This window comes from Salsuginibacillus halophilus (genome assembly GCF_003014715.1).
Taxonomy (GTDB): domain Bacteria; phylum Bacillota; class Bacilli; order Bacillales; family Marinococcaceae; genus Salsuginibacillus; species Salsuginibacillus halophilus.
Genome location: NZ_PYAV01000005.1, coordinates 239,387 through 257,636, shown reverse-complemented (window position 1 = coordinate 257,636; position 18,250 = coordinate 239,387). Strand labels below are relative to the sequence as shown.

Genomic DNA, 18,250 nt, shown 5'->3' with positions numbered 1-18,250 from the left:
CAATCAAATCGAACAAGTTAGCTGAAGCCAAGCCCTCGGGAAAGCGTCCGTCATTCGTTCCGGTCACGTTCATGGTTCGGTTTTTAAGGGCAGCCCGCGGCTCGGAGCAGTAAGCTGTGCATGAATTTTAGATTTTGTAATTTGTCGACAGTCTGACAGAACCGCCTTGCAGTGCAGGCGGTTCTGTTAGGTATATAAACTACATATTTAAGATTGCGTTATTCTACTTCGATTGAAACTGCTTCATGCTCATGTAGTTCTTCGTTTTCAACATGGATCATAACTTCATAAGGCTCTGCTTCAGAAAACGTGTAATCAACTTTGTAGTTACCATCGTTTTCTTCTTCTGCATCAATCCAGTCGTGGTCGTCACCTTCAGCGGCCTTTGGATAAATTTCCAACGTCACTTCTGCATCTGTTAATGCATCCTCTTCTTCGTTAATATTTACTGTTAACGTTTCTGAATCACCTTGTTCAACAACTTTTGGTGTTAATGTGATGGCCAATACCTCACTATGGTCGTGTTCATGATCGTGTTCATGGTCGTTCTCATGCCCATGATCTTCATCATCCATGAATTCGCTTTCCATTTCCTCGTCTTTTTCTTCAAGCGCCTGCCACTCTTCTTCGCTCACTTCTCCAACGCCAAGATCGTGCACTGGCATACTGTGCATCCCTTCTGCGGTAACGTGCGGCTGCACATGATAAATTCCGTCATCTTCAAAGGTGTAATCAGCGGTATAAACCCCGTTTTCACCTTCTTCTTTTTCAATCATATCACTGCGCTCTTTTTCACCCATCTGCCACACTTCAAAAATAATTTCATCCACTTCAGTAACAGGCTCTCCTGCCATTGTTACTGAAGTCTTCAACTCCGCTTCGCCCACTTGAATTTCATCATCCATTAAAACCTCAACATCAATTGGAGCAACTTCACTACTTCCGCTACTTTCTTCTTCCGTATCACTCTGCCCGCAAGCAGCAAGAACTGCCCCTAAACTTAACATCCAGACAAATTTTTTCACAAATTACATCCTCCTGTCATCGTTGTTCGTTTACTCAGCTTCAGCGTACACAGTTTAACAAGTTGCTTCAAGACGCTGCAGTCGGAAGTTATGACAGTTTCAAAACATAGAAGTGACTTTGTTGTGAACCACTATAAGAATGCTTCGTCTGATGGGTTGCTCACAGGCTTTGGCGCTTCAGCGTTTAAGCAAACACGCCATGCAACTTTGTCTAGTTCTTGTTTTAGTTCGACTTCTGACAACACAATGCTGAAATAAGGCGCCATCTCTGCAGGAATGTCGTTTTCTTGATTACCTGCAGGAGCAGTGACAAACTCGATTTCATCACCCATTGTTTTTTTAATCATAAATAAATGAAAGTTGGACCGCATACGATTCAACTTTTCAACATCATTATCTCCCCAATGCAGCGACCTCCGCGTAAAGTACTGCAGATCCTCATAATATTCGTAAGCTGGGTCTGCTTCGTAAACAAGGCGGTTCTTTTCTTTGCGCACCCGGAGCATCCCTGCATCCGTTAGTCGGTTCAATTCCGAGCGTACCGCTTGAACTGAATCACCAAATTCATTGGCAACTTCTCGAAGGTGCGCTGCATTATCAGGAAATAAGAAAAACTTATACATTAACTTCAAACGAATTTTTGAAGTAATTAAATCTTTAATCAAACTCCGTCCACCTGCTTTCTAGCATATCTACTGTTTCACCTTGGTTTTAGTTTTATTACAAAACTAAAATTTAAGCCGGAAGTTTGCTTGAATGTCTCCTCCTCCAAGCTTAGGAATGTTAAAATAGGCATAACAGCGGATGTTACTTGATGACTTTGGATGGAATTTCATGAAATGGAGTGGGCACATATGACAAACGAAACGCCGAATGTCCTAGAAGAAGCAAAATCAAGCTTTGAAACATTACTTCGTGATATCGAAGATCTTAATCAAACCGGCGAACACCCACTTCAACCTTTATTAAATGAGGTTGAAGAAACGATCGTTCATCCACTAAAAAATATGATGGATGAAGAAGCTCTACGCCAAACCTTGGACCGTTTTTTATCGGACACAAGTGAAGAAGATCAAACCATCGACGCCTTAAAAACCATTATTCAAACCATCCGTAAATATATTATCGACATTGAAATGGTTTCTATTAATGCAATGATCCATTCCCGTCGACTCGGTGGTAACGGAAAAGCGTTTGGTGTTATTTCGCAAAACATCAAAGAGTTCTCAAACGAAATGAAAAAACAGTACAATCAAGCTTATGAACATGTTGAACGGCTGCATGAATGGAACGACCGCTTCACGGAAAAAATTAACGGACTGCTTAACTATAGCAAAGAATTACGCACAATTAAAATGCAGGAGTTTAATCAAATTGTGACCGACATAAAGCAGAGCCTGCCTTCTGGTCAAAGCGCTGTAACAGCTGAAAGAATGGATGAACTTAAAACATTGAGTAAAGGCCTCACTGCCGGAGAAGAAACAGCGTTTATCGAAAAAGCTGAACAAACATTAAATGATTTAACTGTCGAAAACGGCGAGGCACTTTCAGAGCATGTACTTGAAAAAATTCAATCTTTGCAGCATGAACTTGCCAACTTTTCAACCGAGCTTGAAACTTTACTAGCTGAAACAGACAATTTCTCTGAACAGAAGGAAACGTTTAAACAAGAAATGCGCGGCGTTGAACAACAATTTTCTGCGATAAAAGAAAAAATGGACTATTTAAAACGGTTGAACGTCATGAGCCGCATTGAAATCTCTCGTCTTGATCGAGAGATGCAGAGCTTTGGCGATGAGATTGATCAAATTTCACAGCAGGTTGTACGCGAAGTAGAAACGAGCGATACATTTATCGTTGAATTGCAGGCAAAACTGAACGAGGATCTTGAACACTTCTTCAAACAACTAGATGGCAACACGAAACACTTGAAAGAAGCGCAAGCTACAGCTCATACATTTTCTGAACAACTTGACCCTTCACAAGGTGTCCGTTCAGACTCCATGCACGGCCTGCCTTCTTTTCATGAAGCTTCTGCTTTAATTGAAGAAGCAAAAAACATGTATGCCCACAGCTAACATTTAAAGGTTCTTTTTATTAACTTCGCTTTTCACGCACGAATGGTCCTGCACTGTAACGATTCATCTTTGTATTTTTGTTTTTACGCAAAGATTTCTTGACCACCACTGTGAACCTGCAGTATGCAGAGTATGTATTTAAATTTTTGTACTTCACAAAAACCGACAAAGCGTCCAATCACTGTCGATGATTGGACGCTTTGTCATATTCATCTTAACAACGTCCCGTAACGTTTATAAATTCTCGGTTTTAAGTACAGGACATTGCTTCCTTTTTCTTTAATATAAGGACGGAGAAGTTGTTTCATCTGCCAATGGACAAGCGGATAAAGTCCGGATATGATCGGCAGAGGATATATCGTTGACTTTAAAAAAATGTGCATTGCCCCTTGTTCGCTAATCACACCGCCAGTCACACCTGCAAAAGCTGTTACTGCCGTACCGTAAATCATTAAAACTAAAACAATATTGATACCGTGCAGCCAAGGCAAGGCCTTACGCTGATTCATTTCGCGTTCAAATACGCGCTTAAGGTAGATGAGTACAACCATAACAATAACCGCCATGACCCACGGTATAATCGATTGATACACAACATCTGCGATCGGCCTCACCCCTTTCGTTAACTTGTGATTCCTTCTGTACGCTTCACATCTTGAAGCGGAATGTTACGCCCATGATCTTCACGAATCGAACGGATAAGCATACAGCCAAACGTAAGAACCGCACCTGCGGCTACGATTCCATAAGCAACTGCTTCTGCCATCCCTAAATTTATCCCAATAAACCCAAACCCTGCGACTCCAAGTCCTAAAGCCATAAAAAACGGTAAGATCGAGTTGTTTGGCATGTGGATATCTTTCAATGGTTCCGCCGGCTTCATTTCACCATCACCGTGTACCCGTTCGTAAAACCAAGGATCAAGCGAACGAACCTGTGGAATTTGCGCAAAATTATATTCAGGTACCGGTGTGTTTGTCGCCCACTCCAAAGTGCGGGCCGGCCACGGGTCTTTTACCGTAAGCTGCTCTTGTGTCATAGCCGAATAAACAATATTGATTAACAAAACGAGAATACCGGCCGTCATAATAAAAGTACCTACCGTTGAAATAAAGTTCATCGCATCAAGCCCCTGTCCTGCAAGATAGGTTTGAATGCGGCGCTGCATCCCCATTAAACCGAGGAAGTGCTGCACAAAAAATGTTAAATGAAAACCGATAAAGTACAGCCAGAACATGAGTTTACCAAGGGTTTCATTCAGTTTATGGCCAAACATTTTCGGATACCAATAATATAAACCCGCAAGCATACCAAGCACGATGCCGCCGATTAAAATATAGTGAAAGTGGGCTACGACAAAGTACGTATCATGATACATATGTGTCACCGGCGCCATCGCCACCATTACCCCAGTGACCCCGCCCAAAACAAACGTTGGTACAAATGATGCAGCACAAAGCATCGCTGTATTAAAAACGATTTTGCCGCCCCACATTGTAAACAGCCAATTAAAAATTTTAATCCCGGTAGGTACAGCAATCGCCATCGTTGTAATTGCAAAAACACTGTTCGCAATCGGCCCCATACCAACTGTAAACATATGGTGTGCCCAAACCATAAACCCTAAAAACGCAATAACAAGGGTCGCAAACACCATCGCTGTATACCCGAACAAACGTTTATGAGAAAAAGCCGGAATCACTTCAGATATAATCCCGAACGCCGGCAGTACGAGCAGGTATACTTCAGGATGACCGAAAATCCAAAAAATATGCTGCCACAAGATGACGTTCCCTTCCATGGAAGGCATAAATATTTGGGCGCCATAAATGCGGTCCACCATTAATAGCAGCAGTCCGGCTGCAAGTGGTGTGAAAGCAAAAACAATCAAAATGGAGGACACAAGTGTAGTCCATACGAATAACGGCAAGCGCATCATTGTCATCCCCGGGGCCCGCATATTAATGATCGTTACGATAAAATTAATCGCACCAATGAGCGTGCCTATACCGCTTACTTGAAGACCAAGTACGTAAAAATCCATCCCGGTACCTGCATAATCCCGTCCAGATAACGGCACATAAGCCGTCCACCCAGCATCAGGAGCACCGCCAAAAAACCAACTTAGCGTTAATAAAAAGGAACCGAAAAAAAAGATCCAAAAGGCTAAGGCATTTAAGAAAGGAAAAGCTAAGTCCCGCGCCCCGATCTGCAGCGGCATGATAAAGTTCATGAACCCAAAAAGCAGGGGGGTAGCCGCCAAAAACAACATCACTACCCCATGCATTGAGAGCAGTTCATTGTATGTTTGTCCTGTAATAAAGGTCATCTCTGGATACATCAGTTGAATTCTCATAAACAAAGCCATTAAACCGGCTTTTAAAAATAAAATCGTTCCTGCAATAAAATACATTACAGCAATCTTCTTATGATCAACCGTAGTTAGCCAGTCCCACAATACTTCCCGATATGTTACCGTCGGTGCTTCCGACTGCATATGACCCCTCCTTAAAATCTTTTCAGCTAACATGTAGCCTTACCAAATGCATAAAAATTACTCTACATCCATCCAGACCCTTACAAAAAAAACCTGCTTTTAAAAGCAGGGAATAGCGTGTAGACAAACTTATAAGAAAAGCAATGACTGACGTCGATTTTCGGTGGACGCTTGCATCCGGAGGGCACAAGTGTGACATCGGTTTGATCTGTGCTGGCGTTTGATTACATCGTGTCTTCAGCCTCTTGGACTTCCTCAAAACAACCCTCCCTGCGGGATTTTCTCTCTCGTTGTTCTGCGTAGGCATCGCCGCCGATGCTTGTCAGCCTTGTGTCATTTGATAGTCATGAATTGTAGAGATTCTTTTGATTAAGCAACCTCTACATGAATGCATTTCATCATTTGTCATTAGAGGATAACATCGGACAATGAACGTAATCTTCACTTCCAGACAGACGCTTTCCCGAGGGCTTGCCTTCAGCTTGATTCGAACAAGTGGATCTTCAGGCTGCGCTTGATCCTCTGGGAGTCGCCGTCTTTCGTTTCGGTTACTTTTCAACTTACGTATCGTCAATAATTTCTAATGGATATTGTCCGTTTTATTCCTCATGAAGCGTCATGATGACATTGACCCACATATGTGAAAACTTGAAAGTCTTAAGTTTAATCTTTTTACGAAGATAGAGAGTTATTGACCGTAAACACGACAGTAACACAGACACCTTAAAGCGCGATTGTATTTACACACAGGTTCTAAACCATGGTAAGCGAGCAGTAAAACTGTACGTAAATCTTCGGCTTTGTACTTTATCGACAGTATGAGCTCTGCTTTTAAAAGCAGCGACTAGATTATATAGGTGGACAGCTCGCGTGTGCTTTTATTTTTCATTCAATGCAGCTTGTTTAAGACATCATGGTTACCAATTTTTATATCATTATAAAATGAACGCTACACTTTTTGTTTTTCTTCATATTTTACTTTTAATCAACAAGGTTTTTGGGAATCTAAGTAGTGGAGTTAAAACTTTAAGGGGGAACTTTGCGTGAACGAGCGGATGTTGGTAACACACACAGGAGACACACCACGCTGGCAGATGATTCAAGAAGAAATGAAAACCCCGGCTGAAGACGAAGTCCAAATCCGTGTAGCATATGCAGGTATTGCAAATGCTGATTTTATGATGATGCGTGGAAAGTACCCTAAAGAAACGAAAGTACCGTTCACACCTGGTTATGACATCACAGGTGAAGTAATTGCCTGTGGCAGTCATGTGCTTGATATAAGTATCGGCACAAAAGTTGCTGCTTTAACAGAAACCGGCGGCTATACGACTTATATCAATCTTCCCGTAGAGGAAGTTATTGTGCTTCCTGATGACAGTGATCTACAAAAGATGAGCCCCTTAATGCTCAATTACGTCACTGCTTATCAAATGATGTTTCGTAAAGCTGAACTAAAAGCTGGCGACCAAACATTAATTCAAGGAGCCGCCGGCGGCGTCGGCACAGCGCTCATACAGCTATGCAACTACTACAATATTCAACCGATTGGTACAGGTTCCCCTGAACAAAAAGAAACAATTGAAGCAATGGGTGCTGACTATATTTCTTACGAAGCTTCGCTTAAGCACGGCTTTAAACAGTTGTATGTTTCCGGCGTGGATGCTGTGTTTGATCATGTAGGCTCAAAAAATTGGAAGAAAGAATTGGAGATTCTCGAGGAAGACGGTCGACTGATCATTTTCGGCTTTCGGCATGGAAGCCTAGCAACTAACATCCTTAGCTATATCCGCCTTAAACTAGGATCGCGACGAGATCAAGTTACTTATTATTTCATTGCAAAAGAAAAATCAGAAGCACCTGAAACATTTTATCATGATGTAAAAAAGCTGTCAGAACTTCAGCATCGAGGAGCGATTGACCCTGTAATCGACCGCATTTATAAACTACAAAATATTGGCCAGGCGCTTGATTACTTTCAAAAGCACGGCAAACAAGGTAAAGTGCTGCTAGCGCCGAACAGCGAAAGTTAATCAGCTTTCGCTGTTGTTTTTAGCTTGCTCTTCAGCAAGCTGTTGTTCTAGCTGTTTCAACCGGTTTTCAAGCATTTCCCGGTCTTGCTGGTGTTGGTTCTCTTGACTCTCAAGCGCTTTCGAGCTATAAAAAGGATCATTTTCCCACCAGTCCATACCTAACTCTTTTGCCTTATCAACTGAAGCGACCATCAAGCGTATTTTAATCGTTAGAAGCTCTACGCCAGCTACGTCCACACGAATATCTCCGGCAATTACGACGCCTTTGTCTAAAACCGTTTCAAGCACTTCCACTAACGTGCTGCCAACAGCTTCTACTTGATTCTGTCCTCCTTGCTGTAACATCCTTTCTCCCCCTTTCGATTAACGCAAGTTTCCAAGCGGTCCAAGATCAATGGTTAAGTCTTCGTCTGTAAAACCGAAGAAGTCTTTCAGACGCTGCATTTGTTCTTCAAGCTGCATCAAAGATTCTCCCAATGCCTCTACCTGATCTTCTGATAAACGTCCGCTGTCCACCCGGTCCATTGCCTGCCGCTCTACTAAGTCTCTTAAAAGTTCAATCACCGTAATAACAAGCTGAGCCAGTCCGTCTTCGGTCGAATTACTCTCATCGTTAAAACGTATATTTCCTTCCGGCATTTTGGCAGTGTCTAAAGACTTCATAATTGAAGATGGATCCATCAGCTACTCTCCTCCTGACGTTTGTATTTCATTATGCTTTTCAGCAGCATTAAGCAACGTTTCTACACTTGAGACGAGCAGTTTAAGATCAATATACACAAGATCAATCCCTGCAACTGTAATGACAAGGCTTCCTTGCAGCACAACACCTTTATCAAGCACCGTGTCTAATACATCAACAAGCGTTACATCTTGTCCATTCAGTACTTCATGCTCCATTTGTATCCTCCTGGCCTTGTTTTGGCACAAAGTGATAAGCAGGCCATGGCCCTGAGACTTCAACAACAATGGCACTTGGAAATTCCTTCTCGTATGCTTGAACAGTTTCCACAAAAATGTTGCGATCAGCGCGGGAGATTAAATAGCCACCATTCCATTTCATTTCGTCAGTACGGCCGGTTACTTGTTTACTCCACACCTCACGTGCATCTGTTTCAATACTTATCTGCTTTAACGCCTCGTGCATCTGATCGGCAGCACCGTTGACATAACGCTCTGCTTCTTCGGCAATTGTTTTATTTAAACGTTTTTTCTCTATATACTGCCGACCCCGCGGCATATTTTCAATTTCCTGCTGTTTTTCTTCAATGAGCGGTGTCGTAAACGTAGGCTGTGAGGCAATTGTCTCCATGTCAGCATATACCTTTACGCTCCATTCATCTTTGCCTTGAATCAATTGAACAGCTTCATAAAGCCGGTTATGCTCATCTTTTAGTTTTTGCTTAAGGCGATCAATCCCTTTGTAAATCGTCCCAAAATTCAAAGGAAGAATTTGATACTTTTGGTGCAGCCTATTTAAAATATGATGATGGCGTTTTGCAAACCGCTCAAGCCACTCTAAATTCTGCACGTTCGTTTGAAACGATTCTTCTCCAAAATCCTCGCTTGCAACAACCGAATAAACAGCTGCAACGTTACCTCCATGTAAAAACGTTAAACTGTACTCATCATAAAGATCCGGTATTTCGTTTTCTTCTTCCCCTGCGTGGTCATAAAGCACAAAACCGTAAACGTAAATTAATTCACTCATTTACCGCCTTCTCCTTCGCCTTCTGCTTCTTTGTTTCCGTCGGTTTACAGGCTCTTCACCAGCCTCCTTTTGAGGTTGCTGGTCTTGTTGTAAAGCTTCTCTTAACTCTTTTAATTCCTGTGCTTTTGCTTGGCGGTACCTCTCAGCAAGTACCGCCTGCTCCTCTTCAAAAGCTTCTTTGGTTAAATTACCTCTTTCAAATTCCACCTGAGCCGCAACCATTCGCTGTTTAATCGTTTCAAGGTCAAACAACTCTTTATCCACTTCTTCTTTAATTGTTTCACCGATAAACTTTAAAGAGCGAACCGGCCAGGTAAGTGCTCTAAACATGTGACTACCTCCGTTCGGCTGCAGCAAACCTCATATCCACAAAGCTGTAAGCCGGCCACGGTCCGGTATATACGAAGTCCGTTTGCTCTTTCCAAACACTGTATAAATCGTTTACCGCCTCATCGAAAGCTGCTTCATCTTCACGATCGATTAAAAACACACCTTCAAACAAAGTACGTTCTGTGCTCGGTTCTTTCAGTATCGAACTTGCGCTTAAGTCACCCAGCGGCTTACCAATTGATTCCTGATGCTTCGTCCGGTAGCGGTCCATAACGGCTTTCGCTTCTTCTCCTAAGGCAAGCTGGCCTTTATAACTTCTTGGCTTCTTTTTCTTGTGAGCAAATAAGCTTTTAAATGCCTCTTCCGTTAAATTGATCTGCACTGTTACCTCAATCTTATTATCAATTTTCGGCATCGCTTCGCTCACAGGATCATATATTGCCTGCAACAAACGCCGGGCTTCCTGCTCATCACCTAAAATTGTGCCAAAGCTCATTGGAGCTACAGTTTCTTCAGTCATAATTGCTTCTAATGCTTCTTTATGACCGCGGACGTTTGCTTCGATCGGCGGCAGCGTTTCTTCACTGACATCCGTGACAATAAAGTCAAGATCCCCTTCATTGACAGCGCGGAGGGAGCGGGGCTCTCCCTCCATCATGACCTTCTGCGCTGTGCGGTGCTCGTTTTTTCTTGCGACCCCGAAAATATAAACGAATGTCTCACTCATCTTTTCCCCGCCTTTTCTTTGCTACGTTACATAAAATGATTACTCTTCTTCACCACGTTCAAAAAGCTCTGTGCGATACCGATGGTGCAGCCGCTCAAATTCTTCAACTTCACCGTCAGCGTCGGTGATTGCTTCATATACACCAACCATTTCATCTTTAGCTACAGCTTTCATACGTTCTCTTTCTTCAATAACTTCAACTTGTACAACCCATCCTTTTTCACCATCTTCACGCTTCATTACAGCGATGGTTCGAAAAGGTGGAGCGACAAACGCTTCAAAAAACAAATGCACATTCTTAATTACGGTATTTAATTTCACTTAGTCGTCACCCTTTTTCTTAGACTGACTGCTGGAATTACTGCTTGATTTATTAGAGTTGGAGTTACTGGAGTTTTTAGCGTTTCCTGAGCTGTTTGACTGATTAGTATTACTGTTTGAACCACCGGAAGAGGAGCCACTTTCTGTTGCTTTTTCAGTTGTTTTTTGAGCAGATTCAGCTGTACTCTCGGCTGCATCCTGTGCTGATTCAACCGTACTTTCAGCTGTATTCTGAACCGTGTCTACTGTGTCTTCAGCAACGTTTTGAGCTGTGTTTGCGGCACCTTCGGCTGTATTTTGGACAGACTCAACAGCGCCTTCTGCCGTGTTTTGTACGGTGTTCACTGTACCTTCAGCAACATTTTGAGCAGTATTCGCAACCCCTTGGGCTGTATTTTGCACTTGGTCTGTCACATTGCCTACAGCAGAAGTTGCTTCGTTGGCCACGTTAGAAACCGAGTCCGTTAAGCCCTCAGTCAGTTGACCAACCTGCTGCCCGAGCTGACCTAGCCCTTTGTCTTCTTCAGCTTCTTTTAAGTTTCTGCGACGCTCTGCTTCAAGCAAACCGGTTGCATCAGCATAGCGAATCCAAGTTTCTACACTTGCAATGACAATACGCGCTTCAATTTTTATAACTTCGATACCTACGAGTGAGATCGTAGCCGTGATATCTACGACAATTCCTTTATCAAGTACCTTATCTAAAATTTCAACCAGACTTGAGCTTTCATTCGATTTTTGTACCGCTTGTTGTGACAAAGATATTCCTCCCTAATTTAATTAAAAGATACCTTGCTTTACCCGTTATTTGTCACGGAATAACTTTGGATGTCGATTGCGGTGACAACTGGTAAGGATGAAAAACTCTATGTATTGCACTACATTACAGGAAAAGCCCCTTTGTGAAAAGCAAAAACCACGGTTCCAAATTTATGAAACCGTGGAGACTGTCGCCAAAGTATAAAACGTAACATTCACGCGTAGCATACTGCTCCAAGCTCCGCGGACTGCCGTATTAAGAGGTTAAAAACCGAGTCATGAACGTGACCAACACTATCGACGGACGCTTTCCCGAGGGCTTGCCTTCAGCTAACTTGTTCGAATCAAAACCATTCGAACAAGTGGATCTTCAGCCTGCGCTTGATCCTCCGGGAGTCGCCGTCTTTCGTTTCGGTCACTTTCCAATGTAAACGGTTCGTTTTATCGTCCGTAAAGCGTCATTATGAAATTGGCTCATGTAGATATTGCTTGATCAAAAGGGTCTTTACATTTGATGACCTTCAAACTACACAAGGCTGACGTGCACCGGCGGCGACGCTACCAGGAACAGCGCGAGACGAAAGTCCCGCAGGCAGCGAGTTTCTGCCGAGGAAGTTGCGGCCGTGCCCGGGGCTAAGAAGACATGGTGACTTCAAGCGTAAGCGCAGACAAATTCGATGTCGCACTTGTGCCCTCCGGGTGCAAGCGTTCGCCGAAAAGCGACGTCAGCCTTCGTTAATCTAAAAGTTTGTCTAGGCTGCACGGTTCCAAATTTATGAACCGTGGTTTTTACTTGAGAAATGTTTTAGATAAACAAATTGGTGTTTGCTTCATCAGCTTCAGCAAGATAAGAAGCAACGCCGGCATATTCAAGGCCATCGCGAAGTTCTTCTTGTTTTAAGCCCATAACATCCATCGACATTGTGCAAGCTACCATCTTAATATCTAGTTCTTCAGCCATATCAATCATTTCATCGAGCGTAGATACATTATGGTCTTTCATCATTTTCTTCATAACTTTTGGTCCCATTCCTGCCATGTTCATGTTCGAAAGCTGCAGTTTTTTTGGACCGCGCGGCATCATTCGCTCAAACATTTTTTCCATAAACTTCTTCTTCGCCTGAATCGGCTCGTCTTTGCGTAAAACGTTCAGCCCCCAGAAAGTGAAGAACATCGTTACTTGCTTACCCATCGCAGCAGCACCTGTCGCAATGATGAAACTTGCCATAGCTTTATCTAAATCACCGTCAAAGACGATCATCGTTAAACGTTCATTCTTATCCATGAAAAGACACTCCTTAAAGTGAAGATTTTAGACACACGAAATATATAATTGCACCACCCCTTGAAACCTTGGTTCCCAAGGGGGGATGTTGTTATTTAGCGGCTTTTTACGAGCATATTCACAGCTTCTTCAATGGTTTCGGACGTATCTTCGCCTTCTTCAGTCTGGCGGCGGACACATTCTTCAAGGTTCGTTGCAACAATTACAGCTGTTGCTTTATCGAGTGCAGAACGGGCTGCTGATAATTGCGTCAAAACATCCCGGCACTCCTCTTCTTCTTCCATCATTTTCAGTACACCGCGAATTTGACCTTCTGCCCGCTTAAGCCGTTGTTTCAACTTGTCATCGTATTCCATCAGCGTCTGCCTCCTTTTTACGCTTTAATACCGCTTTGAATCCAGTGTACTGCATGGTGCAGATCTTTCCAAGCGACATCATGACCAAACGTATCATAAAAACCGTCAAGCTCCAACACATCCCGCACCGGCCCTATTGCTTCAGCGATTAAAATACGAACCCCCTGATTATTCCATTCCTGCATCCATTCGCGTAGTTCATCAGCAGCAATTCCGTCCATGTCATTTACACCGCTAAAATCAAGAACGAGCCACTTTATGTCACGATGTTCTTTTAATGCTTCGTTTAATCGCTCTTCCACACCTGTTGCATTCGCAAAGTACAAGGGCGCATCAATACGGTAAATTAAAACACCAGGGATTGCCTTCCCATCCGGAAAACGGTCAGGATTGCGGTAAATATCTTCATCTTCGACATAGCGCAGCTCTGTCATATGCGGATTGCCGCTTTTCCATAAATACACGGTTAATGAAAATAACACCCCGATTAACAGTCCTAGCTCAATACCGAACATTAACGTCGCTGTAAAGGTTATGATCAACACATATGCATCGCTTCGCTTCACTTTCCAAAGATGAACGGCTTCTTTCACATCGATCAGTTTATATACAGCAGCTAAAATAATCGCAGCAAGCGCGGCTTGAGGCAAGTAGTAAAAGACCGGTGTTAAAAACAACAACGTCAATAGTATTAAAACCGCTGTTACGATCGAAGCAAGACCCGTTTTTGCACCGGAATCATAGTTGACTGCTGAACGGGAAAACCCGCCTGTTACCGGCATACCGGATGTAAAAGCAGCGGCACCATTAGCAAGACCCAAGCCTTTTAGTTCATGGTTAGGCTCGATTCGGTATTTATCACGTGAAGCTAAAATCTTAGCCATTGCGTACGACTCTGCATACCCAATGATTGAAATTGTAATTGCTGAAGGAAGCAGAGCCGTAATGACAGCTAAATCAATGACAGGCAGACTAAGCGGCGGAAGACCTGACGGAACATCTCCGACAATTTCAACGCCCGCTTCCGGCAGGTTCAGCATATAAGTGACGCCTATACCGATTACGACCGCTGCAAGCGGCGCAGGAATCCGTGGCACACGCTTGGCACCCAAAAGGATAAATAATAGCATAAGGCCTAATATTAGTGTCATAATATGGGTTTCAGCCGCCCGCATAACTGCTTCGTAAATGATGAGAAAAACATTGTCGCTTGCTTCAATTGAAAAACCGAGCAGATGATCAAGCTGACTAAGTGCAATTAAAACTGCTGCGGCGGAAGTAAAACCGCTGATCACGGCATGAGAGATAAACTTTGTAATGACCCCAAGCTTAAAAACCCCCATGAGCCATTGAATAACAGCAACCATTAAAGCGAGCAGCCAGACATGCTGAATATAACTTTCCGTACCCGGCTCAACCAATGGCGAGACACCACTGAAAATTAATAATGAAACCATTGCCACCGGCCCTACCGCGAGCTGGCGGGAGGTGCCGAACAATGCGTAAATGATAAGCGGCAGCGTTGCGGCATACAAGCCGGAAACCGGTGGCATACCGGCAAGCATTGCATAAGCCATCCCTTGGGGAATCAACATAATTGCAACGATAATGCCGGCTGTTATATCTTTCCGTTTGTCTTCACCGGTACTTTCTAGTATCGGCTTTAAGCCCGGAAGCCACCGCTCTAACATGAGTCATCACCTAATCCTATCTACGATATCGATTTAACCTTTCTTCATCCAAAACTTCAATACTTCTCCTTCTTTATCCTGCTGAACAAGCTCGTGGCCGCCAGTTTTTGCCCAAGCTGGAATATCAGCAGCTGCACCACTGTCTGTTGTATGCACTTCAAGAATATCTCCTGACTGCAGTTGATCCATTTCTTTTTTCGCTTTAACAACCGGCATTGGGCAGGCTAATCCTTTTGCATCGAGTACTTTTGTGCTTTCCATCACTCATCGCTCCTTAAGATCTATTATTATTTAATATTTTCACTAGCTTCATTTAAGATCGCTAAGGTGCTGATTAGCTTCTTTTTTTACTGCTTAAACTAAAGCACCTTAACGTTAAAGTTAAACATTACTTAGGATACGGCGCAGCGGTTTGGTCCAATCTCCATTTCTGTTTCTTCTTCCTCATTTGGTTCACGCTTACCCATATTTGTTTCTCGAATTTCTTGATAACTATTCGGCTGCGGCGGAAGGTTTTCTGTCACTACACGACGGAACTCACCTTCATCTTCAATCTGCAAGCCATGGTTTTCTTGATACAATTCACCAAGCGTTGCAAACACGCGACCTTTTTCATCAAGTTCTTTCATTTTCGCAAAGTGAGCCGGCAACACCATCAAGTTTTGATCTAGCTGTTTGTAACGATCGTACAATGTCTCGCGCAAATCTCCTACCCAATCTTCTGCAAGACCTGCTAGATCCGGACGTCCGATTGAATCAATAAAGAGAATATCGCCAGTAAACAAATACGTCTCATTAACAATTAAAGATGTACTTCCAATGGTATGGCCCGGGCTGTAAAATGCACGGATTTTCACTTGGTCCGCTCCGAACGTAATCACTTTCCCGTCTTCAAGCGGCTCGTAATGAAACTGTACTTCCCCTGCATCCTTAGGTGGCAGGTGATACGTTCCGCCGTGCTTCTCTGCTAAGCGGCGGCCACCGGAAATGTGATCAGCGTGCAAGTGCGTATCAATTAAATGCAGTACTTCAACATTTAATTCTTCAGCAAAGTCCTCATAATGATTCACCATGCGAAGCGGATCAATGATTGCTGCTTCGTTCCCGGATTTAATCATATACGTTAAGCAGCCTTTCCCAAGACGAACAAACTGATAAACCGAGCCTCCACCTTCTAAATCACCGACGTGTACCGGTTCGAGGTGCTCGCTCCATGTTTTCATACCGCCTTCAAGGTAATAAACGGTGCGGTCAAGTGCTTCAGCAAGCTGTTCAGCAACAAACATTGAAGAACCTTCTTTGGCACAAGCTACAAGCACATCCTGTTCTGCCGGAATGTCACCAACAACTTCTTCTACACCATCAAGCATTTCAAAATAAGGTTTATTCATACTTTCAATAGATGGACCTTCAATTTTCCAATCCTCGTAAGCGTCCTCATTACGAACATCTAAAATAAACAAATTTTCCTTTGCAATAACCTTTTGAGCTACTTGCTTTGCAGACATTTTTTCAATCATGAATTTTTCTCCTTTCTATTAAATAGCTTATTGATTTTTCTCAGTAGGTCCGTCCCACTCACTCATGCCTGGAACAACGTTGTAAACATTTTGAAAGCCTTGATCTGTAAGTTGATGCGCAGCAAAGTTACTACGGTTTCCGGTTCGGCAGATGACGTGAATTTCTTGATTTTTCTCAAGTTCATTGATCCGATCGCTTAACTCCCCTAGCGGAATTGATACCGCACCTGGTACATGACCGAAAGCGTATTCTGCAGGTTCACGTACATCCAGGACCGTGACATTGTCATCTTCAAGCTTTTGCTTTAATTCATCGTTTGTTGTTTCAGCTTCAAATGCAGACACATCTTTCACCTCTTCAGGGTTGGACTTACGTACATAATGGATAAGAACGCCCTCGTTTTCCGTACTTCCTAAATAATTATGGCCAGTGGACTGAGCCCACCCTTGCATATCTGCAAGTGAGCCAGGGTCTGTCGCCTCAACTTGTAAAACTTCACCAGGTTCTGCCTCATCCATTGCTTTTTTTGTTTTCACAATGGGCATCGGGCAGGAAAGGTTTTTTGCATCAATTGTATGATCTGCTTGAATCGTCATGCTTTCGCCTCCTTATACCGTATAGGGTATATAAACGTTTAAAAAATTTTATGTTCCGTGAAGAACTAACTACAGTTTATTATACCCTAAGGGGTATGTCAACACTTCTTTTAAATATTTTTAAATGACAAAGTTTATTAAAGTGTAAAACCCTTCATTTCAGGGAAAATAAATAAAGGTATAACATATGAAAAGTATATAGCTCATTTACATTATACGGTACCCCGTATGCTATTGTACATGATTTTAAAAGGAAGGGATACATATGACTTGGATTGACATTAGCCAGCGTTTAACAAAAACAACACCTGTATGGCCGGAGGATCTTTCATTCAGCTTTGCACTCACTGAACGGAAAGCTGATAACGGGTCAGTCAATGCAGGAGAGCTGCATTTAAGTGCCCATACCGGTACTCACATTGATGCTCCTTTTCATATTGATGATTCCGGGGGAACTGTAGATGAACTACCTTTGTCATTATACGGAGGGAGAGTCCGGGTTATTGATGTATCAGAGCGGCCGAGTGTAGGTGCAGTAGATATTGAAGACTTGGATTTAACTGATGTCACAAAGGTTCTTTTTAAAACAAACAGCTGGAAGGATCGTGCACAGTTTCCGACACATGTTACGCCGCTGCGCGATGATATTGCACCGCTTTTAAGCCGCAGGGGAATACAGCTTGTCGGGGTCGACACCCCGTCAGTGGACCCAATTGATAGTCACAACCTGCCGGCCCACCACGCTTTATTTGCCCACAACATTTATATTCTTGAAGGCGCAGTGCTTGAAGACGTAGCCCCGGGGGTTTATGAGCTGTTTGCATTTCCGCTTTTCATTGAAGGCGGGGATGGCAGTCCAGTGCGTGCCGTATTGAGAACACTTAGTTAAATATACGAAAGTTGAATGGAAAACGAAATGGCTGACCAAAAAGGCTCAACACAATTGCACTCACCATCATGACTAACCAGGCTGTATATACAACAAGCCCAAGCAATGCAAAAATAAGAAGAAGACTCCCTGCCTCTAAAGCCAGTCCTGAAGTGAACAGAAACACAGCCATTAGTAAAATATAGATATGTAATGACAATTGGGCATTCGCGCTTTCTGCTAAATGTTCAGCCGCGAACGTGTTGACCGGTCGCAGTTTTGAGCGGTAAAAAAGGACAACCGCTAATGATAACAGCGGCAAGGGAAATATGAGCGGGAGGATGTACGCTATAGATGCTTGTATTCTTGCTGATTTTAAAAATGACATGGCCCTTCCCCTTTAATTGATCAGCTGGCGCAATACGCTAGCGAAGCACATTTTCACCATTAAT

At 43.1% G+C, this 18,250-nt stretch carries 21 protein-coding genes and 1 pseudogene; 3 read left to right on the top strand and 19 right to left on the bottom strand.

The window, feature by feature from the left end:
* Nucleotides 1-218 precede the first annotated feature (218 nt).
* Nucleotides 219-1,025, bottom strand: coding sequence for a FixH family protein (locus B0H94_RS06360; protein ID WP_106588406.1), 807 nt, complete (start codon nucleotides 1,023-1,025; stop codon nucleotides 219-221).
* Between the two features lie 131 nt (nucleotides 1,026-1,156).
* Nucleotides 1,157-1,690 carry a winged helix-turn-helix domain-containing protein gene (locus tag B0H94_RS15135; protein WP_181315289.1) on the bottom strand — a complete coding sequence of 178 codons (534 nt, stop codon included), beginning with the start codon at nucleotides 1,688-1,690 and terminating at the stop codon, nucleotides 1,157-1,159.
* 189 nt (nucleotides 1,691-1,879) lie between these two features.
* On the opposite strand from B0H94_RS15135, the gene B0H94_RS06350 reads away from it, so the two are divergent.
* Nucleotides 1,880-3,103 carry a coiled-coil domain-containing protein gene (locus tag B0H94_RS06350; RefSeq protein WP_106588405.1) on the top strand — a complete coding sequence of 408 codons (1,224 nt, stop codon included), beginning with the start codon at nucleotides 1,880-1,882 and terminating at the stop codon, nucleotides 3,101-3,103.
* 209 nt (nucleotides 3,104-3,312) lie between these two features.
* Here the strand turns inward: B0H94_RS06350 and B0H94_RS06345 are convergent, their stop codons facing one another.
* Both B0H94_RS06345 and B0H94_RS06340 read right to left on the bottom strand, forming a co-directional pair.
* On the bottom strand, nucleotides 3,313-3,654 hold the full coding sequence (locus tag B0H94_RS06345; protein ID WP_106588404.1) for a hypothetical protein: 342 nt from the start codon (nucleotides 3,652-3,654) through the stop codon (nucleotides 3,313-3,315).
* 71 nt (nucleotides 3,655-3,725) lie between these two features.
* Nucleotides 3,726-5,600, bottom strand: a complete 1,875-nt coding sequence (locus tag B0H94_RS06340) for a cytochrome c oxidase subunit I (RefSeq protein WP_106588403.1) — start codon at nucleotides 5,598-5,600, stop codon at nucleotides 3,726-3,728.
* 1,043 nt (nucleotides 5,601-6,643) lie between these two features.
* Here B0H94_RS06340 and B0H94_RS06335 point away from each other — a divergent pair.
* The gene (locus B0H94_RS06335; protein WP_106588402.1) at nucleotides 6,644-7,633 is read left to right on the top strand and encodes an alcohol dehydrogenase catalytic domain-containing protein; all 990 of its coding nucleotides are present in this window, start codon (nucleotides 6,644-6,646) and stop codon (nucleotides 7,631-7,633) included.
* Here B0H94_RS06335 and B0H94_RS06330 read toward each other — a convergent pair whose 3' ends face one another.
* From B0H94_RS06330 to B0H94_RS06265, 14 genes and pseudogenes are all read right to left on the bottom strand, one after another.
* The gene (locus B0H94_RS06330; protein WP_106588401.1) at nucleotides 7,634-7,978 is read right to left on the bottom strand and encodes a gas vesicle protein; all 345 of its coding nucleotides are present in this window, start codon (nucleotides 7,976-7,978) and stop codon (nucleotides 7,634-7,636) included.
* 18 nt (nucleotides 7,979-7,996) lie between these two features.
* Nucleotides 7,997-8,314 carry a gas vesicle protein K gene (locus B0H94_RS06325; RefSeq protein ID WP_427909931.1) on the bottom strand — a complete coding sequence of 106 codons (318 nt, stop codon included), beginning with the start codon at nucleotides 8,312-8,314 and terminating at the stop codon, nucleotides 7,997-7,999.
* A gap of 3 nt (nucleotides 8,315-8,317) precedes the next feature.
* Nucleotides 8,318-8,533 (bottom strand): gas vesicle protein GvpJ, encoded by a 216-nt coding sequence (gene gvpJ, locus B0H94_RS06320; protein ID WP_106588400.1) that lies wholly within the window; start codon nucleotides 8,531-8,533, stop codon nucleotides 8,318-8,320.
* Nucleotides 8,523-9,344 (bottom strand): GvpL/GvpF family gas vesicle protein, encoded by an 822-nt coding sequence (locus B0H94_RS06315; RefSeq protein WP_106588399.1) that lies wholly within the window; start codon nucleotides 9,342-9,344, stop codon nucleotides 8,523-8,525. Before B0H94_RS06315 ends, gvpJ begins: the two co-directional genes overlap by 11 nt.
* Nucleotides 9,345-9,674 (bottom strand): gas vesicle protein GvpG, encoded by a 330-nt coding sequence (locus B0H94_RS06310; RefSeq protein ID WP_106588398.1) that lies wholly within the window; start codon nucleotides 9,672-9,674, stop codon nucleotides 9,345-9,347.
* A 4-nt stretch (nucleotides 9,675-9,678) separates the two neighbouring features.
* Nucleotides 9,679-10,401 carry a GvpL/GvpF family gas vesicle protein gene (locus B0H94_RS06305; RefSeq protein ID WP_106588397.1) on the bottom strand — a complete coding sequence of 241 codons (723 nt, stop codon included), beginning with the start codon at nucleotides 10,399-10,401 and terminating at the stop codon, nucleotides 9,679-9,681.
* A 39-nt stretch (nucleotides 10,402-10,440) separates the two neighbouring features.
* Nucleotides 10,441-10,722 carry a gas vesicle protein GvpO gene (gvpO, locus tag B0H94_RS06300; RefSeq protein ID WP_245893920.1) on the bottom strand — a complete coding sequence of 94 codons (282 nt, stop codon included), beginning with the start codon at nucleotides 10,720-10,722 and terminating at the stop codon, nucleotides 10,441-10,443.
* Nucleotides 10,723-11,223: 501 nt separating this feature from the next.
* Nucleotides 11,224-11,481 (bottom strand): annotated as a pseudogene (gvpA, locus tag B0H94_RS15365) (gas vesicle structural protein GvpA); the annotation flags it as partial.
* A gap of 805 nt (nucleotides 11,482-12,286) precedes the next feature.
* Complete coding sequence (locus B0H94_RS06290) at nucleotides 12,287-12,766, bottom strand: DsrE/DsrF/DrsH-like family protein (protein ID WP_106588395.1); 480 nt, start codon at nucleotides 12,764-12,766, stop codon at nucleotides 12,287-12,289.
* 95 nt (nucleotides 12,767-12,861) lie between these two features.
* Nucleotides 12,862-13,122 (bottom strand): metal-sensitive transcriptional regulator, encoded by a 261-nt coding sequence (locus B0H94_RS06285; protein ID WP_106588394.1) that lies wholly within the window; start codon nucleotides 13,120-13,122, stop codon nucleotides 12,862-12,864.
* 17 nt (nucleotides 13,123-13,139) lie between these two features.
* Nucleotides 13,140-14,813, bottom strand: a complete 1,674-nt coding sequence (locus B0H94_RS06280) for a SulP family inorganic anion transporter (protein ID WP_106588393.1) — start codon at nucleotides 14,811-14,813, stop codon at nucleotides 13,140-13,142.
* A gap of 33 nt (nucleotides 14,814-14,846) precedes the next feature.
* Nucleotides 14,847-15,074: a sulfurtransferase TusA family protein gene (locus B0H94_RS06275; protein WP_106588392.1), complete on the bottom strand. Its 228-nt coding sequence runs from the start codon at nucleotides 15,072-15,074 to the stop codon at nucleotides 14,847-14,849.
* 131 nt (nucleotides 15,075-15,205) lie between these two features.
* On the bottom strand, nucleotides 15,206-16,333 hold the full coding sequence (locus B0H94_RS06270; RefSeq protein ID WP_106588391.1) for an MBL fold metallo-hydrolase: 1,128 nt from the start codon (nucleotides 16,331-16,333) through the stop codon (nucleotides 15,206-15,208).
* A gap of 27 nt (nucleotides 16,334-16,360) precedes the next feature.
* Nucleotides 16,361-16,930: a sulfurtransferase TusA family protein gene (locus B0H94_RS06265; RefSeq protein WP_106588390.1), complete on the bottom strand. Its 570-nt coding sequence runs from the start codon at nucleotides 16,928-16,930 to the stop codon at nucleotides 16,361-16,363.
* A gap of 265 nt (nucleotides 16,931-17,195) precedes the next feature.
* Here B0H94_RS06265 and B0H94_RS06260 point away from each other — a divergent pair, with 265 nt between their 5' ends.
* On the top strand, nucleotides 17,196-17,819 hold the full coding sequence (locus B0H94_RS06260) for a cyclase family protein (RefSeq protein WP_106588389.1): 624 nt from the start codon (nucleotides 17,196-17,198) through the stop codon (nucleotides 17,817-17,819).
* Here the strand turns inward: B0H94_RS06260 and B0H94_RS06255 are convergent.
* A complete protein-coding gene (locus tag B0H94_RS06255) occupies nucleotides 17,812-18,186 on the bottom strand; it encodes a magnetosome magnetite crystal formation protein family (RefSeq protein ID WP_106588388.1) in 375 nt (124 codons plus the stop codon). The genes B0H94_RS06260 and B0H94_RS06255 overlap by 8 nt on opposite strands.
* Between the last annotated feature and the right edge of the window lie 64 nt (nucleotides 18,187-18,250).

Bases quoted from the DNA above. Each gene is read 5' to 3' on its own strand.
- B0H94_RS06255 (WP_106588388.1), bottom strand. From the start codon at position 18,186: ATGTCATTTTTAAAATCAGCAAGAATACAAGCATCTATAGCGTACATC.
- B0H94_RS06290 (WP_106588395.1), bottom strand. From the start codon at position 12,766: ATGGATAAGAATGAACGTTTAACGATGATCGTCTTTGACGGTGATTTA.
- B0H94_RS06305 (WP_106588397.1), bottom strand. From the start codon at position 10,401: ATGAGTGAGACATTCGTTTATATTTTCGGGGTCGCAAGAAAAAACGAG.
- B0H94_RS06265 (WP_106588390.1), bottom strand. From the start codon at position 16,930: ATGACGATTCAAGCAGATCATACAATTGATGCAAAAAACCTTTCCTGC.
- B0H94_RS06285 (WP_106588394.1), bottom strand. From the start codon at position 13,122: ATGGAATACGATGACAAGTTGAAACAACGGCTTAAGCGGGCAGAAGGT.
- B0H94_RS06345 (WP_106588404.1), bottom strand. From the start codon at position 3,654: ATGGTTGTACTCATCTACCTTAAGCGCGTATTTGAACGCGAAATGAAT.
- B0H94_RS06315 (WP_106588399.1), bottom strand. From the start codon at position 9,344: ATGAGTGAATTAATTTACGTTTACGGTTTTGTGCTTTATGACCACGCA.
- gvpJ (WP_106588400.1), bottom strand. From the start codon at position 8,533: ATGGAGCATGAAGTACTGAATGGACAAGATGTAACGCTTGTTGATGTA.
- B0H94_RS06260 (WP_106588389.1), top strand. From the start codon at position 17,196: ATGACTTGGATTGACATTAGCCAGCGTTTAACAAAAACAACACCTGTA.
- B0H94_RS06310 (WP_106588398.1), bottom strand. From the start codon at position 9,674: ATGTTTAGAGCACTTACCTGGCCGGTTCGCTCTTTAAAGTTTATCGGT.
- B0H94_RS06340 (WP_106588403.1), bottom strand. From the start codon at position 5,600: ATGCAGTCGGAAGCACCGACGGTAACATATCGGGAAGTATTGTGGGAC.
- B0H94_RS06325 (WP_427909931.1), bottom strand. From the start codon at position 8,314: ATGGATCCATCTTCAATTATGAAGTCTTTAGACACTGCCAAAATGCCG.
- B0H94_RS06275 (WP_106588392.1), bottom strand. From the start codon at position 15,074: ATGGAAAGCACAAAAGTACTCGATGCAAAAGGATTAGCCTGCCCAATG.
- B0H94_RS06270 (WP_106588391.1), bottom strand. From the start codon at position 16,333: ATGATTGAAAAAATGTCTGCAAAGCAAGTAGCTCAAAAGGTTATTGCA.
- B0H94_RS06280 (WP_106588393.1), bottom strand. From the start codon at position 14,813: ATGTTAGAGCGGTGGCTTCCGGGCTTAAAGCCGATACTAGAAAGTACC.
- B0H94_RS06330 (WP_106588401.1), bottom strand. From the start codon at position 7,978: ATGTTACAGCAAGGAGGACAGAATCAAGTAGAAGCTGTTGGCAGCACG.
- B0H94_RS06350 (WP_106588405.1), top strand. From the start codon at position 1,880: ATGACAAACGAAACGCCGAATGTCCTAGAAGAAGCAAAATCAAGCTTT.